This is a genomic window from Mesocryomonas lacus (assembly GCF_055730135.2).
The window spans coordinates 84351-100561 of sequence record NZ_JBUZWE020000009.1; the positions used below are offsets into that span (position 1 = coordinate 84351).

10 protein-coding genes are annotated in these 16211 nt (G+C 67.9%); 5 read left to right on the plus strand and 5 right to left on the minus strand.

From position 1 onward, the window contains the following. Positions 1 to 130: 130 nt before the first annotated feature. From ACZLZY_RS15135 to ACZLZY_RS15150, 4 genes are all read left to right on the plus strand, one after another. On the plus strand, positions 131 to 1465 hold the full coding sequence (locus ACZLZY_RS15135; protein ID WP_472934562.1) for an efflux RND transporter periplasmic adaptor subunit: 1335 nt from the start codon (positions 131 to 133) through the stop codon (positions 1463 to 1465). Positions 1466 to 1469: 4 nt separating this feature from the next. Continuing rightward, positions 1470 to 4601, plus strand: a complete 3132-nt coding sequence (locus ACZLZY_RS15140) for an efflux RND transporter permease subunit (protein ID WP_472934563.1) — start codon at positions 1470 to 1472, stop codon at positions 4599 to 4601. 184 nt (positions 4602 to 4785) lie between these two features. Further along, positions 4786 to 5736: an alpha/beta hydrolase family protein gene (locus tag ACZLZY_RS15145; RefSeq protein WP_472934564.1), complete on the plus strand. Its 951-nt coding sequence runs from the start codon at positions 4786 to 4788 to the stop codon at positions 5734 to 5736. Between the two features lie 264 nt (positions 5737 to 6000). Further along, on the plus strand, positions 6001 to 6843 hold the full coding sequence (locus ACZLZY_RS15150; protein ID WP_472934565.1) for a fumarylacetoacetate hydrolase family protein: 843 nt from the start codon (positions 6001 to 6003) through the stop codon (positions 6841 to 6843). Between the two features lie 672 nt (positions 6844 to 7515). Here the strand turns inward: ACZLZY_RS15150 and ACZLZY_RS15155 are convergent. Together ACZLZY_RS15155 and purD are read right to left on the minus strand one after the other, a co-directional pair. Continuing rightward, positions 7516 to 9999 carry an acyl-CoA dehydrogenase gene (locus tag ACZLZY_RS15155; protein WP_472934566.1) on the minus strand — a complete coding sequence of 828 codons (2484 nt, stop codon included), beginning with the start codon at positions 9997 to 9999 and terminating at the stop codon, positions 7516 to 7518. Positions 10000 to 10237: 238 nt separating this feature from the next. Continuing rightward, on the minus strand, positions 10238 to 11518 hold the full coding sequence (gene purD, locus ACZLZY_RS15160; RefSeq protein ID WP_472934567.1) for a phosphoribosylamine--glycine ligase: 1281 nt from the start codon (positions 11516 to 11518) through the stop codon (positions 10238 to 10240). Between the two features lie 127 nt (positions 11519 to 11645). Between purD and ubiA the strand changes: the two genes are divergently transcribed. Then, positions 11646 to 12644, plus strand: coding sequence for a 4-hydroxybenzoate octaprenyltransferase (gene ubiA, locus ACZLZY_RS15165; RefSeq protein ID WP_472934568.1), 999 nt, complete (start codon positions 11646 to 11648; stop codon positions 12642 to 12644). Positions 12645 to 12719: 75 nt separating this feature from the next. Here the strand turns inward: ubiA and ACZLZY_RS15170 are convergent, their stop codons facing one another. The 3 genes from ACZLZY_RS15170 to ACZLZY_RS15180 form a co-directional block, all read right to left on the minus strand. Next, positions 12720 to 13301 carry a DUF6101 family protein gene (locus ACZLZY_RS15170; protein WP_472934569.1) on the minus strand — a complete coding sequence of 194 codons (582 nt, stop codon included), beginning with the start codon at positions 13299 to 13301 and terminating at the stop codon, positions 12720 to 12722. Positions 13302 to 13478: 177 nt separating this feature from the next. Continuing rightward, entirely contained in the window at positions 13479 to 14900 is a 1422-nt protein-coding gene (locus tag ACZLZY_RS15175; protein ID WP_472934570.1) for an FAD-binding oxidoreductase, read from the minus strand. Between the two features lie 70 nt (positions 14901 to 14970). Continuing rightward, entirely contained in the window at positions 14971 to 15936 is a 966-nt protein-coding gene (locus tag ACZLZY_RS15180; RefSeq protein WP_472934571.1) for an L-threonylcarbamoyladenylate synthase, read from the minus strand. Positions 15937 to 16211 lie beyond the last annotated feature (275 nt).

Genomic DNA, 16211 nt, shown 5'->3' on the forward strand with positions numbered 1-16211 from the left:
GCCCGCCGGGCGCCGGAAGCGCGGATATAATTTGATACACGGCGTAACGGTTGGCTGCCTATATATCATCCAGCACCTTACACCGCGTGCCCGCACTGGGTTCGGCGAGATCCTCACCAGAGTGGCCGATATGAACCAGACAGCAAATGCCTCCTGGGCGCTGCCGACCACACGGCAGCGGGCCGTCATCGGCCTGATGCTGGCGGCGTTGAGCCTTTCCGCCTGCTCCGGTGAATCGAAGGACGCGGCGGCCCGTCCTGCGCCGGTGCCGGAGGTCGGCGTGGTGACTGTCCATCCGCAGGAAATTTCGATCACGGCCAGCGTCTCCGGCCGCGTCGTGGCGCTGCAGACGGCGGAGATCCGGCCGCAGGTGGATGGTCTCGTGCAGAAGCGCGTGTTCCAGGAGGGCAGCGAGGTCAAGGCGGGCGACGTGCTCTACCAGATCGATCCGCGCAGCTACCAGGCCAAGCTTGCCGCCGCCGCTGCAGCCTTGAAAAAGACGCAGGCCGCCGTTCCCTCGGCCAAGGCCAAGGCCGAGCGCTACAACAATCTCGGCGCGACGAGCGTCGTTTCCAAGCAGGACGCCGAGGACGCGCAGGCGACTTACCTCCAGGCGGAGGCGGATGTCGCCGTCTCGGAAGCCGACCTCGAAACCGCGCAGATCAACCTCGACTACACCACGATCAAGGCGCCGATCGATGGCCAGATCGGTACGTCGTCGGTCTCCTCCGTCTCGCTCGTCACCGCCGCTCAGAGCAATGTTCTCGCCACCATCCGCCAGCTCGACACGGTCTATGTCGATCTCACCGAATCGAGCGGCAACCTCCTGAAGTTCCGCAAGGAGCTGCAGGAAGGGGCGGTGCGCAGTGTTGCCGGCGGCGAGGAGAAGATCGAGGCCAAGCTGACGCTGGCGGACGGTACCCCCTATTCCGAGACCGGCACCATCGAGGCCGCCGACCGCTTTGTCAGCGAGACGACGAGCAGCTTCACCTTCCGCTCCAAATTCGCCAATCCCGACCGGATCCTCCTGCCCGGCATGTACGTGCGCGCCACCGTCCGCCTCGGCATCGACAATAACGGCTTCCTGCTCCCGCAGCGTGGGGTCAGCCGCAATTCGAAGGGCGAGGCCGTTGCCAGGTTCATCGCCGCCGACGGCAAGGCCGAAACCCGGACGCTGACGGTGCTGCGCGATGTCGGCTCGAACTGGCTGGTGACCTCTGGGGTTGCCGATGGCGACAGGCTGATCGTCGAGGGGCTGCAGAAGGTGCAGGATGGGCAGACCGCGACGGTGACCGAGATGGCGATCGACGCTGCCGGCAATGCGAAGCCGGTCACGACGAACGCCGAAAAGGTCCCGGCGGCGGCAGGTGTCGATCCCTCGGCCGCGGCGACCGCACCGGCAGAGCTCGCCGCCCCGACATCAGACCCCGCCAAGGCGGCCAAGCCAGCGACGGCGGCGGAGTAGGGGCATGTCGCATTTCTTCATCACCCGCCCGGTCTTTGCCTGGGTCATCGCCATCGCGATCATGCTGGGCGGCCTGCTCGCCCTGACCCAGCTGTCGATCTCGCAGTATCCCGAGATCGCGCCACCCACCGTCAGCATCAGCGCCACCTATCCCGGCGCCAGCGCCGAGACGGTCGAAAACTCAGTGACGAAGATCATCGAGCAGAACATGACCGGGCTCGATGGCCTGCTCTACATCTCCTCGACCAGCGCCTCGTCGGGCGCCGCGTCGATCACCTTGACCTTCGAGAACGGCACCGACCCCGATACCGCGCAGGTGCAGACCCAGAACAAGCTGTCGCTGGTGGAATCGCAGTTGCCGGACGCCGTCCAGCAGCAAGGCGTCACGGTGACGAAGTCGAGCTCCGGCATCCTGATGATCGCCGCGCTGACCTCGCAGAACCCGTCCTATTCCTCCACCGATCTCGCCGACTTCATCAGCTCCGACCTCGAGGACACGATCCGGCGCGTCGTCGGCGTCGGCAATCTCAACATCTTCGGCTCCGGCTATGCTATGCGCATCTGGCTGGATCCGAACAAGCTGGCGCAGTTCCAGCTGACGCCTTCGGACGTGACTGCCGCCATCTCCGCGCAGAACGTCCAGGTCTCGGTCGGCCAGCTCGGCAACCTGCCGGCCGTGCCGGGCACGCAGATGAACTTCACCGTGACGTCGCAGAGCCAGCTGCAGACGCCGGACCAGTTCCGGGCGATCACCCTGAAGACCGATACCGGCGGCTCCGTCGTCACCATCGGCGATGTCGCGCGCGTCGAGATCGGCGCCGAGAGCTATTCCTCGTTCAGCCGCTACAACGGCCAGACCGCGGCGGGCTTCGGCGTGAACCTTGCCACCGGCGCCAATGCGATCAACACCGCCGAGGGCGTCCGCGCCGCGCTGACGACGCTGGAAGGGGCGCTGCCTTCCGACGTCAGCGTCGTCTACCCCTATGACACCACGCCCTTCGTCGAGCTCTCGATCGAGAAGGTGATCCACACGCTGCTCGAGGCGGTGGTGCTGGTCTTCGTGGTGATGTTCGTCTTCCTGCAGAATTTCCGGGCGACCTTGATCCCGACCATCGCGGTGCCCGTCGTTCTGCTCGGCACTTTCGGCGTCCTCGCCATCGCCGGCTACTCCATCAACACGCTGACGATGTTCGCCATGGTGCTGGCGATCGGCCTCCTCGTCGACGACGCCATCGTGGTGGTCGAGAACGTCGAGCGGGTGATGACGGAAGAGGGCCTGTCGCCGAGGGAGGCGACGGAGAAATCGATGAAGGAGATCACCGGCGCCCTCGTCGGCATCGCGCTGGTGCTGTCGGCCGTGTTCCTGCCGATGGCGTTTTTCGGCGGCTCAGTCGGCATCATCTACCAGCAGTTCTCGATCACCATCGTGACGGCCATGCTCCTGTCGGTGCTGGTCGCGATCGTGCTGACGCCGGCGCTCTGCGCGACGATCCTCAAACCCGCGCACGACAAGCCGAAGAACTGGTTCTTCCGCAAGTTCAACGCGGGCTTTGCGCGGATGACCGGCGCCTACGAGGGCAGTGTCGGCGGCATGATCCGCCGGCCGCTGATCTTCTTCGCCGTGTTCCTGGCGATCGGCGGCGGCGGCGTCTGGCTGTTCGGGGCGCTGCCGAGCTCCTTCCTGCCGGAGGAGGACCAGGGCGTCCTGATGACGCAGATCGAGCTGCCGGTGGGCGCCACCGCCGAACGGACGATCGAGGTCGTCAAGCAGGTGGAGGACTACTACCTCAACCAGGAGAAGGACAACGTCGCCGGCGTCTTTGCGGCCATCGGCTTCGGCTTCTCCGGCACCGGTCAGAACAATGCCATGGCCTTCGTCAAGCTGAAGGATTTCGACGACCGGACGGGCGCCGGCCAGAGCGCCGGCGCCATCGCCGGAAGGGCGATGGGGGCCTTCTCGAAGATCCGCGACGCGCAGGTGATCGCCCTGTCGCCGCCGGCGCTGCCGGGCCTCGGCAACTCCTCGGGCTTCAGCATGTATCTGAAGGACTCCGGCGGCAATGGCCGGCCGGCGCTTCTCGAGGCGCAGGACAAGTTGCTGGCGGCCGCGGGCAAGGACGCATCGCTCGCCGGCGTTCGCCGCAACGGCGCCAGCGAGCAGCCGGAGTTCCAGGTCAACATCGACCAGAAGCTCGCGGGGGCGCTCGGCATCGCGATCTCCGATCTCAACAACACGCTCTCGACCGCTTGGGCCGGCACCTACGTCAACGACTTCGACAATGGCGGCCGGATCAAGCCGGTCTACGTCCAGGCGGACGCTGCCTTCCGCATGCTGCCGAGCGACATCGACCGGTGGTATGTGCGCAACGGCACCGGCGAGATGGTGCCGTTCTCGGCCTTCACCCAGACCGCCTGGACCGAGGGGCCACCGCGGCTGGAGCGCTATAACGGCGTTGCCGCCGTCAACATCCAAGGCTCGCCCGGCGCCGACGTCAGCTCCGGCGACGCGATGAACACGATGGACGCGCAGGTCGCCGCGCTCGGCAGCGGCTACACTTCGGAGTGGACGGGGCTGTCCTACCAGGAGCGGCTGTCGGGATCGCAGGCGACGCTCCTCTATGCGATCTCTGTGCTGGTGGTCTTCCTCTTCCTTGCCGCGCTCTATGAGAGCTGGTCGGTGCCGTTCTCGATCATCCTCGCGGTGCCCATCGGCGTCTTCGGCGCCTTGGTCGCGGCGACGCTGACTGACCAGGCGAACGACATCTACTTCAAGGTCGGCCTACTGACGACGATCGGCCTGGCGGCGAAGAACGCCATCCTCATCGTCGAGTTCGCCAAGGACCTGGAGGCGCCAGGCAAGGAGCTCGTGGCCGCGACCCTCGAGGCATCGCGGCAACGCCTGCGGCCGATCCTGATGACCTCCTTCGCCTTCATCCTCGGCGTGACGCCGCTGGCGCTGGCGACGGGCGCGGGCTCCGGCGGCCAGCGGGCGATCGGCATCGGCGTGATGGGCGGCATGTTCGCCGCGACCTTCCTCGGCATCTTCTTCGTGCCGCTGTTCTACGTCTCGGTGATGAAGCTGACGGGATGGCGCCGCAAGCCGTCCGCCGCCGCAAGGCCCGCCGCCACGCCTTGACCGGACGAGCCTCACCTTCTGGTGAAAGGGGAGGGTGTCTCCGTTCGCCAGCGGCTCGGCCGTTCCCGACGCGTCGCCCCTGCGTTAGGGTTGAGCCGGGCTGCCTTCGCGGGCAGACCCGTTTGCGTTGAAGGGACTGCGTCTTGGCTGCTGCCGAAACCCCAGTGAGGGCTTGATCCTCGACATGACCGGCTTGCCGACCGCCATCGAGCTCGTCTGCCGCGACGGCGTACGGCTCGGCGGCCACCTCTGGACGGCGCCTTGCGGCGGGACCCACGGCACGGTGATCGTCAACCCGGCGACCGGAGTCCTCGCCCGCTACTATCACCGCTATGCCGCCTTCCTGGCCGAGGCGGGCTTCCATGTCGTGACCTACGACTATCGCGGCATCGGCGCCTCGCGGCCGGCGTCGCTGCGCGGGTGTAGCTACCGCTGGCGGGATTGGGGCGAAGAGGATTTCGATGCCGCCTTGCGCTTCGTCCTCGCCCAGCCCTTGCCGAAACCGCTGCAGGTGGTCGGGCATTCGATCGGCGGCTTCCTGCCGGGTTTCTCGCGGCACGCGCCCGCCATCGACCGGATGCTGACGGTCGGCGCCCAATATGCCTACTGGCGCGACTACCGTGCCGAGGACCGGCGGCGCTTGTTCCTCAAATGGCATGTCGCGATGCCCGCGCTGACGCTGATGCTCGGCTATTTCCCAGGAAGGCGGCTCGGCTGGCTGGAAGACCTGCCGGCCGGCGTCGCGCTGGAATGGAGTTCTCGACGGCGTCGGATGGAGGAGAGCTATCCCCGGCAGGAGCGGGCAGCGATTCTCTCCCGCTTTGCGGCTGTCCGGGCGCCGATCCTGGCCGTCGGGGTCAGCGACGATCCGCTGGCGCCAAAGCCGGCGATCGAGCGGGCTCTCGCCTACTATACGGGGGCGGAGCGGACCGCGGTCGTCCTCGCGCCCGAAGATCTCGGCTTTCCCGCTATCGGTCATTTCGGCCTGTTCCATGCGCGGCACCGCGACGGTTTCTGGCAGGAGACGCTGCGCTGGCTGAGGGACGGGATCAATCCGTGGCCGTCCGCAAGGGTCGGGGTAAGCGCTGGGGATGGCGATGTGCAGGCAGAGGCTGCCGAGCTCAATCCGCTCTGACAACGAAGGCGCGGCGGCGCTGCTTCCGCCCTGACGGTGACGGCGCGGGCGCCCGCCGGCATTTTCATCCGCCCGCTCTTGCGCCGGGCGGTTGCGCCTGATTCTGTTCTGACTACGCATCCTGTTTATTCAGCGTATGCAATCCAAGGTTGTTGTCGCACTGGCGGCGCGCTAGGCTCGCAAGCCCTCGGCGCGAAGCTTCCAGTGGCGGGAACCATGATCGGGCTCGGCCATTTCGCCTTTGAAAATGTGGAGGATTTCAGAATGCGTCTGGTGCGCTTTGGCGCTCGCGGGTCAGAGCGTCCGGGCCTGATCGACCGCGAGGACGAGGTTCGCGACCTCTCCCAGCACGTGCGCTCGCTCTCCGGTGCGTCTCTCGATCCAGACGCCCTCCGGGCGCTTGCCTTGATCGATGAGGCGTCATTGCCGCTCGCGCCGGCCGGGGCGCGCCTGTGCGCGCCGTTGTCGCGGATCGGCAAGATCATCGGCGTCGGGCCGAACTTCGAGGCGAGCGCGTCGCTGGCCGGCTTCAAGTCGAGCCCCGAGCCGACGGTGTTCATGAAGGCGACCTCGGCGATCAGCGGACCGAACGATCCCATCGAGATTCCCCGCATGTCGAACCGCACGGACTGGGGCGTCGAGCTCGCCGTGGTGATCGGACGAACGGCGAAATACATCCGTGTCGAGGACGCCTTGCAGCATGTCGCGGGGTTCACGCTGGCGAACGACGTGACCGAGCGCAGCCTGCAATTGCAGCGGGGCGGGCAGTGGACCAAGGGCAAGTCGCACGACACCTTTGCGCCACTCGGCCCCTGGCTCGTGACGCCCGACGAGTTGCAGGACTACGGCGACCTGACGCTCTGGCTCGAGGTCAACGGCGTTCGCCAGCAGCAAGGCTCGACGGCCGACATGATCTTCAAGGTGCCCTATCTCGTCTCCTACCTCTCGCGCTTCACCCGCCTGGAGCCGGGCGACGTGATCCTGACGGGGACGCCCGGCGGTGTCGGCCTGTCCTATGACCCGCCGCGGTTCCTGGCGGTCGGAGACCGGATGCGGCTCGGGGCGACGGGGCTCGGGGTGCAGGACTATGTCTGCGTCTCCAGCTGAGCCGCTCCTCTTCCCAGAATGCCGCTGACAGCCTGGAGCGCTCCCGCGCCGCGGGCGGCCGGGAGGGTGATATGGAAACGGCGGAGCGCCGGGGTTGGTGTTGCGCAAGGTGGCAGGCATGTCCGGCGCACCGCGGGTTTTCCGGCAGACGTTGACCATCCGCCCCTGCACGTCCTGACCCAGGGCGCTGGCGCCTGGGCCGCTGCCTCTCGGGAATGCCAATCCCTCGAGGCCTTCCATCGGCAGCGCCGGCCCGGCCAAGGCCATTGCCGCCGCCCGCGTTCGCTGCCTCGGCCCGATCTGCCGGGCGGGTCCCGCGCCCGGCGGGGGCTGTCTCAGGCATCAACCAGCGGGCGTCCACCCTTTCGCGACGGAGGGCAAACCCGGAGGCTGCAGGAGTGGGCGCTTGATCAGTCCGTCTCTCCGCAGTCCGCAAAATCTGACATAAAATCCTATATAGGAAAATAGACTAGACTGCAGATTGCGTAGCTGGATGCGCGAAGACCGGTCGGGACAAGGCCGTCCGGCTTTCGCTGCCCATGTCCATCAGCGGCGCATCCCACGATGGGGACCGCATTCTCGCCGCCGCTCTCGTATCGCCACTTTCGCGCGCAGATTGTAACGCAAGTGCCTCGCGGACAGTGACGGTGGCGATCCTGTCGCCTCCGCCGGTTACTCGGCCGCGGGCTTGCGGGGGCGACGGACGCGTGGCTTGGCGGGCGTGAGGGTTTCAGGGGACACCGCAAGATCGTTCTCCACCTCGACCGTCTCGACAGTGCCCTCTTGTGCATCGCCTGTCCCGCTGGTGGCGCCCAGCGCTGTCGCATCGCTCAGCTGTGCCGCCTCTGCAGGCTGGGTCGTCTCGGGGAACGAGCGCGGCGGAGCGATGTCGTCCGGCGTGGCCGCAGTTGGGGCTGCTTCCGCCGACGGGCGGTCGTGCTGGGCGGCGATCGGCGACACCTCGGCCATGGGAAAGCTGTCGACGGCGACGACCCCGGCGACCGCGGTGCGTGCCGCAGCCCACTGGTCGAATTCCGCGGCCGTGATGACGCCTTGGTCCAGCGCCTTCTGGGAATCGCGGATGCCGGCTTCGCGCAGCTTGCGGTCGATCGGGGCCGCCTCGGCGACCAGTTCGAAGGCCGCCTCGAGCGCGGCAACGGGATGGTCGGTCCGCCCCTCGCCGAGATAGAGGTCGGGCGTCAGCCGGTCGCGCTGGGTGGAGGGGCGCATCAGGATTTGCGCGACCTCGGTCACCAGCTCGTCCGAGGGCATCGGCAGCGGGATGGCGAAGGGGAAGGCGACGACGCGCGTCAGCACCGCGGCCCAGCGGGCGGGCAAGTTGTCGAGCACGCCGTTGAAGGCGACCCCAATCCGGAAGAAACCCTTCTGCATGACGTATTCGACCAGCGGCCGGTCAGCTTCCGGTCGGCCCTCGGTCTCGAAGCGCTTCAGCGCGGCACCGAGCAGGTACATCTCGGACAGGATGTCGCCGAGCCGGGCGGACAGGAGCTCCCGCCGCTTCAGGCTGCCGCCGAGCGTCAGCAGCGCGAGGTCGGAGAGCATTGAGAAGGCCGAGGCGTAGCGCGACAGCTGGCGCCAGTGGCTGGTGAAGGCGACGCCGACCGGCGCATGTGCTGCCAGCCCGCCGGTCCAGCCATGAAGCAGCGAGCGGAAGGTGTTGGTGACCGCGTGGCGGGCGTGCGCCCAGAAATGCGTGTCGAAGCTTTGGAGCCCGGCCGCCTTGTCGGTGTCGGCCAGCGCCAGCATTTCCTTGAGCAGGTAAGGATGCGCGCGGATGGCGCCCTGGCCGAAGATCATCAGGCTGCGGGTGAGGATGTTGGCGCCCTCGACGGTGATGCCGATCGGCAGCGACTTGTACTGGGCGCCGAGATAGTTGCCCGGCCCGTCCATGATCGCCTTGCCGCCATGCACGTCCATCGCGCGCTCGACGGATTCGCGGGCGCGGTAGGTGGCGTGCGCCTTCATGATGGCCGAGACCACGGAGGGCCTGTGCCCCTCGTCGAGGGCGGCGACCGTCAGCCGGCGCGCGGCGTCGATCTGGTAGGCGTTGGCGGCAAGGTCCGCCAGCGGCTCCTGGATGCCCTCGAACTGGCCGATCGGCAGGTTGAACTGCTGACGGATGCGGGCATAGGCGCCGGTGACGCGGGCGCAATAGGCGGCCGCCGCAGCGGCCTGCGAGGGCAGCGAGACCGAGCGGCCGGCGGCGAGCGCCGTCATCAGCATGGTCCAGCCCTGACCGATCTGCGCTTCGCCGCCGATCACCGCATTCATCGGGATGAACACGTCCTCGCCCGTCAGCGGGCCGTTCTGGAAGAAGGTGAACTGCGGGATGTGGCGATCGCCGGTGGTGACGCCCGCGGTGTCGGTCGGGATCAGCGCGACGGTGATGCCGAGCGACTCGCCGCGGCCGAGGAGGTTGTCCGGATCCGACAGCTTGAAGGCGAGGCCCATGACCGTCGCGACCGGGCCGAGGGTAATGTAGCGCTTGGCGAAGTTGAGCCGGATGCCAAGGACCTCTCGCCCCTCGTGCTCGCCGTGGCAGATGATGCCGTGGTCGGTCATCGAGGCAGCGTCCGAGCCGGCCTCCGCCGAGGTCAGGCCGAAACACGGGATCTCGCGGCCGTCAGCGAGGCGCGGCAGCCAGTAATCGCGCTGCGCGTCGGTGCCGAAGTGGAGCATCAGCTCGCCCGGTCCGAGCGAGTTCGGCACCATCACCGTGACGCCGGCGACGACGCTCGCCGACGAGACCTTGCGCACGACTTCGGAATGGGCGGTGTGCGAGAAGCCGAGGCCGCCATACTCCTTGGGGATGATCATCCCGAAGAATTTCTCCTGGCGCAGGAAGTCCCAGACTTCCTTCGGCAGGTCGCGGTCTTCCCAGACCAGCTTCCACTCGTCGATCATCGCGCAGAGCTGGTTGACCGGACCGTCGATGAAAGCCTGCTCCTCGGGGGAGAGGCGCGAGGGCGGCATGTCGATGAGCTTCTGCCAGTCGGGGCTGCCGGTGAACAGCTCGCCGTCCCACCAGACCGTGCCGGCGGCGATCGCCTCCCGCTCGGTCGCCGAGATCGCCGGCAGCACGCCCTTGGCCCAGCGGAAGATCGGCTTGGTGATCCTGTCTCTGCGAAACGACATGGCATCCTCCCTCGAAGTGTTCCTTGACGGGGAACTTAACGCAGTGGACGGGAAAGTCGCGTATTGGATATGTCTGCAACTTCGCCGACAGTTCTTCTCGGCGCAAGCGCGACACCCGGCCGCGGCAGCAGCGTCCGGTACGCTGACGCCAAACCTACCGTTTCCAGTTGCCCCGGGGCCGCTTACTTTCGACGGCCCAGCAGCCCTCGATCGCTCGGTTGCTTGGCCGTGCCGTGCTTCAGCCTTCCGCCGAGGCTTCTTCGCGGGCGATGGCGTGGTGGCCGATGTCGGTGCGCCAGAAACCCTCCGGCCAGTCGATCTCGGCGACCGCGGCATAGGCCTTCACGGCCGCCTCGCCGACGCTCGGAGCCGAGGCGGTGACGCCGAGGACGCGGCCGCCCTCGGCCAGCAGCCGGTCGCCGTCGCGCCGGGTGCCGGCGTGAAAGACGATCGCGCGGTCGTCGTCCTCGGGCAGCGCGCGGATCTCGGTGCCCTTGGCATAGGCGCCGGGATAGCCCTGTGCGGCGACGACGACGCAGAGCGCCGGATCGTCGCGCCAGACCGGCGTGCAACCGGAAAGATCGCCCCGCGCCGCCTGCATGAGGATCGGCAGGAGGTCGCTCTCGAGCCGCATCATCAGCACCTGGCACTCGGGATCGCCGAAGCGGGCATTGTACTCGATGAGTTTCGGCCCGGCGGCGGTGAGCATCAGCCCGGCATAGAGCACGCCGGAGAACGGCGTGCCGGCTTCGCTGAGGCCCTTCAGCGTCGGGCGGATGATCTCGGCCATCACCTGCTCGGTCAGGGCCGGCGTCATCACCGGGGCCGGCGAATAGGCGCCCATGCCGCCGGTGTTGGGGCCTTGATCGCCGTCAAAGGCGCGCTTGTGGTCCTGCGCGGTGCCGAACAGGACGGCGCGCGTCCCGTCGGCGAGGCAGAAGAGGCTCGCCTCCTCGCCGGTCATGCACTCCTCGACCACCACCTCGGCACCCTCCGGGGCGCCTGCGAAGCAGTCCTCCACCGCGGCGAGGGCGGCCTCGACCGTCTCGGCGACGGTGACGCCCTTGCCGGCGGCGAGCCCGTCCGCCTTGACGACGATCGGCGCGCCGCTCGCGCGGACATAAGTCTTGGCGCTCTCGGCATCGGCGAACCGCTGGTAGGCCGCGGTCGGGATCGACATGCGGGTACAGAGGTCCTTGGTGAAGCCTTTCGAGCCCTCCAGCTGGGCGGCGGCCGCGGTCGGGCCGAAGACCAGGATGCCGGCGGCCGTCAGGGCATCGGCGATGCCGGCGACGAGCGGCGCCTCGGGACCGACGACGACGAGATCGACGGCCTTTGCGCGGCAGAAGGCGGTGACGGCGGCGTGGTCGGTGATGTCGAGCGGGACGATTTTCGCATGTGCGGCGATGCCGGGATTGCCGGGGGCGGCGTAGAAGGCGCCGATCTCGGGCGATTGCGCGAGTTTCCACGCCAGCGCGTGTTCGCGGCCGCCGGAGCCGATCAGGAGGAGATTGGTCATGGAACGGGGCCCGTCTTTCATCGCCGAAAGGCCGATTACGGGCGAGGAAGGCGCAAGGTCAAGGTCGCAAAGGCGCTACCAACGGGAAACATCTTGACGAAAGAGGCTTTCGGCGCACTCTCCGGCCATGTCGAATCTCAGAGATCCCGTTGCGTCCGCCCCGCCCGAGCACCGGGTTGCCGACGCGCCGTCCGACAATTTCGTCTACCGCCTGCTGCCGCAAGGTGCCTGGCCCTATGCGCAGCTCGCGCGCTGGGACAGGCCGATCGGCTGGCAGCTGCTGCTCTGGCCGTGCTGGTGGTCGGCCGCGCTCGCCCCGCAGGCGATGGCCGCGGGGGCGGTGACTACCGGCCTGCCGAGCCTCTGGCACCTCGCGCTGTTTCTCATCGGCGCCATCGCCATGCGCGGCGCCGGCTGCAGCTACAACGACCTCGTCGACCAGAAGATCGACGCCAAGGTCGCGCGCACCCGCTCGCGGCCGCTGCCATCGGGCCGCGTCACGAGCGGGCAGGCCAAGATCTTCGTCGTCGTGCAGGCGCTGGTCGGTCTTGCCGTGCTGCTGCAGTTCAACTTCTTCGCCATCTGCCTCGGCATCGCCTCGCTCGGCGTCGTCGCGGTCTATCCGTTCCTGAAGCGGGTGACCGACTGGCCGCAGTTCGGCCTCGGCCTCGCCTTCTCCTGGGGCGCGCTGATGGGCTGGGCCGCCTATTGGGGCTCGCTCGGGGCAGCGCCGCTGCTGCTGTTTGCCGGCAGCGTGCTGTGGACCATCGGCTACGACACGATCTACGCGCACCAGGACAAGGAAGACGACGCGCTGGTCGGCGTGCGCTCGACGGCGCGGCTGTTCGGCAGCCATACCCGTCGGGCGCTGGCCTTGCTCTATGGCGGCACGCTCGTCTGCTTTGCCGCGGCCTACTGGCTGACCGGGCCGAATGTCGGGCCGACCTGGCCGGCCTTCGCGGCCCTTGCCATCGGCGCGGGGCAGATGTTCTGGCAGATCCGCACGCTCGACATCGACGATCCCGACCAGTGCCTGGTGCTGTTCAAGTCAAACACCTCGTTCGGCTGGATCGTCTTCGCCGGGCTGATCGCCTCGGCGCTCTGGGCGCTGGCGTTTCCCGGCTGAGGCCATTTCGAAGCAGAAAGGCCGGCGCATCCAAGGACGCGCCGGCCTTCTTTGTTCGCTGAACAGCTACTGGTATCAGGTCCGGGCGATGATCTCTTCGCCGGAGATGACCATCCGCATCCCCAGGCCGCCGGGCTTGCGCCGGGCGAGGAAGCGCGGGCGCCGGTTGCGGTGCGGGCTCGCCGAGCGGCGGCGCGGGGCGGCGGCCGAGGCGCGGATGGCGCCGAGCGTCTCCTCCAGCGGCCGGACGCTGCCGTCCGACTCCACCATCAGCATCGGCAGGTTGAACAGCTCTGCCCAGCCGCGCCAATCGGCGGCGACGTCGAACAGGTCGCTGGCGACCAGCAGCGGCACGGAGAACTTCGGGTCCTCGTGGTAGAGCTCGAGGGTGACGGTCACCTCGCCGGCGCCGTCCTCCATTGCACGGGCGGCGATGCCCTTGAAAGCGCGGGCCGGCAGCGCGATCGACATCGGCACGCCCGACATCTCCAGCTTGCGGCTGATCACCGCGCCGCGGTGGTCGACGCGGTAGCTGACGCGCTCGCCATTATCGAGCATTTCGAAGCTCTGCTTGCGGTCGGCCGAAGCAGGATCGAGCCGGATCGGAACATTCGCCCATTCGGGTTTCAGGGATGCTGAAGTGGAAGCCATGTTCATCTTGGACGCCTCTATGCCTCGCCTGAGAGCCGATCGCTCGGTCTCCCGGTATGACCGATGTCTCCCGGCCTTTGATGACTTGAAGCTACAGCCGGCATCTTGAGGTCAGCCTAAGAAAGTCAGTTAAGTGATCCTGACTATCCACAGGGTTACTGAGTCGAAAAACTGAATAGAATTTTAAACGACTTTTCCCGGATTCAGCAAATGGAAAGGATCGAACGTCCGTTTTAGATCGCGCATCAGCTTCATTTCCACAGCATCCTTGGTACGGGCAAGTTCATCTCGTTTTAACTGTCCGATACCGTGCTCGGCCGAGAAGCTGCCGTCGAGGCTGGCGACGATGCCGTGGACGATCTGGTTGAGCTCGGTCCAGCGCGCGAGGAAGGCCGCCTTGTCGGCGCCGACGGGCTGCGAGACGTTGTAGTGGATGTTGCCGTCGCCCAGATGGCCAAAAGCGACAATGCGCGCGCCTGGGATCGCCGCAAGGACGGCGGCATCGGCGGTGGCGAGGAACTCCGGCACGCGGGCGATGGGCACGGAGACGTCGTGCTTGATCGAGCCGCCTTCCGGCTTCTGCGCCCAGCTCATCTCCTCGCGCATGGTCCAGAACGCCTTGGCGTCGGAAAGCGACTGGGCGATCGCGGCGTCGTCGATGGTGCCGTCCTCGAGCGCCGTGCCGAGAATTTCCTCCATCGTGTCGCGGGCATCCTCGGCCGAGCGCGAGGAGGAGATCTCGACCAGCACGTACCAGGGATGCGCCGAGGCCAGCGGGTCGCGGGCGCCTTGCGTGTGGCGCAAGGTGAACTCCATGCCGCGGCGGCTCATCAGCTCGAAGGCGGTCAGCTGCGCGCCGGCCCGGTCCTGCGCCAGCGTCAAAAGCTGCAGGGCGGCCTCCGGCGAGGCGAGGCCGACATAGGCGACCTCGCGCCCGGCAGGCTTGGGGTAAAGCTTCAGGACGGCGGCGGTGATCACCGCGAGCGTGCCCTCGGCGCCGATCAGAAGGTCCTTCCAGTCATAGCCGCGGTTGTCCTTCTTCAGCCGGCGCAGGCCGTGCATGATCTCGCCCGACGGCAGCACCGCCTCGAGGCCGAGGCAGAGCTCGCGGGCGTTGCCATAGGCGATGACGCCGGTACCGCCGGCATTGGAAGAGAGATTGCCGCCGATCTGGCACGAGCCCTCCGACCCCAGCGACAGCGGGAAGAGGAGGCCTGCCTCATCGGCCGCCGCTTGTGCCGTCGCCAGCACGACGCCGGCCTCGACCGTCAGCATGCGGCCGACGGGGTCGATCGCGCGGATGCGGTTGAGGCGCGACAGCGACAGCACGACCTCGGCCGCCGAGCGTGGCGACTGGCCGCCGACGAGCCCGGTATTGCCGCCTTGCGGCACGATCGGCGTGCGGGTTTCGGTGGCGAGCGCCATGATCGCGGCCACCTCGGCGGTGCAGCCGGGGCGCAGCACCAGCTGCGTCTGGCCGTGGAAGAGGTCGCGCGGTTCGTGCAGGAACGGGGCGATCAGGTCGGGCGAGCGCAGCGCATTGGCCTCGCCAACGAGCGCGGTGAAGCGGGCGAGCGAATCGGCGGAAAGCGGGGGATGATCCATGCGCGGACGATAGCCACGCCGCGGAGCCGCGTCGAGCGGATGCGCCTCAACCGCGAGGCGCGGATGCGCCTTACCCGCGGGGCGCGGCGGCGCGCGAGAGCCGGTCGTTGATGGCTTCGCCGAGCCCGTCTGACGGGATCGGCGCGACGGCGATGCTGGCAATGTCCGGCCGATCGAGCGCGCTGAGGGCAGCAAACAGGTTGGCGGCGGCCTCGCGGAGATCGCCGGACGGGCTGAGGTTGATGGTGCCCGCCGCTTGCTCCTCGCCGGGAAGGCGCGTCGGACCGAAAGCGATCAGCCATTCGCCGGGCAGGACAAAGCGCGCCTCCAGCCGGACGCGGCCCTCGGGCGCGTAGTGCGAGGCGAGCTGGCCGGGCGCCTCGATGCCGGCATCCGGGCCCGGCCTGAACAGCGGCAAGCCGATGCGGGCGGCGATCTCGGCGGCGGGAATGCCGCCGGCGCGCAGGAGGGCGATGCGATCGCCCATCGGCTTGACGATGGTGGATTCCAGCCCGACGGCCGACGGACCGCCATCAATGATCAGATCGACGCGCCCGCCGAGGCTCGCCTCGACATGGTCGGCAGTGGTCGGGCTGACGCGGCCGGAGCGGTTGGCGCTGGGCGCGGCGACCGGCGCGCCGAGCGCGGCGATGATCGAGCGGGCGATGCCGTGGGGCATCCGCAGCGCGATGGTGGACAGGCCGCCGCCGACGAGCGGATGGATGCCGGCACTGTCGCGCAAGGGAAGGACAATGGTCAGGGGCCCCGGCCAGAAGGCCTCCGCCAGCTGCCGAGCGAGCGGATCGAACATGGCCGTCGCCTCGGCCATCGCCATGTCGGACACATGGGCGATCAGCGGATTGAAGCGGGGCCGGCCCTTTGCCGCGAAGATGCCGGCAACGCCCGTGCCGTTGGTCGCGTCGGCGCCGAGGCCGTAGACGGTCTCCGTCGGGATCGCCACGAGTCCACCGGCCCGCAGAACCTCTGCGGCGCGAGCAATACTATCATCGGAGCGGGAGGATATTCGCCGGGTCATACCGGGTCTTCTGCCGGCAAACCGCGGCAAAAGCAAAAAAAGAGCAGCGGCCCGAGGGGGAGGGCGGCTGCTCTTTTCACTGTCAGATCCGGCGGGGGGGGGCCGGATGGTCTGAAAACGCCCGGGCTTGGCGACATCGATCGGGAAGGGGGGCCGGATCGGGGTCGGGGGGTGCCAAGTGTTCGTGTGGCGTTGCTGGAATAAGCGTGGCGGTCGTGAACGGTTCCGGGGAAAGTAAAAAATATCTAAATTTCTGGGGGAGTTCGGCGAATTCT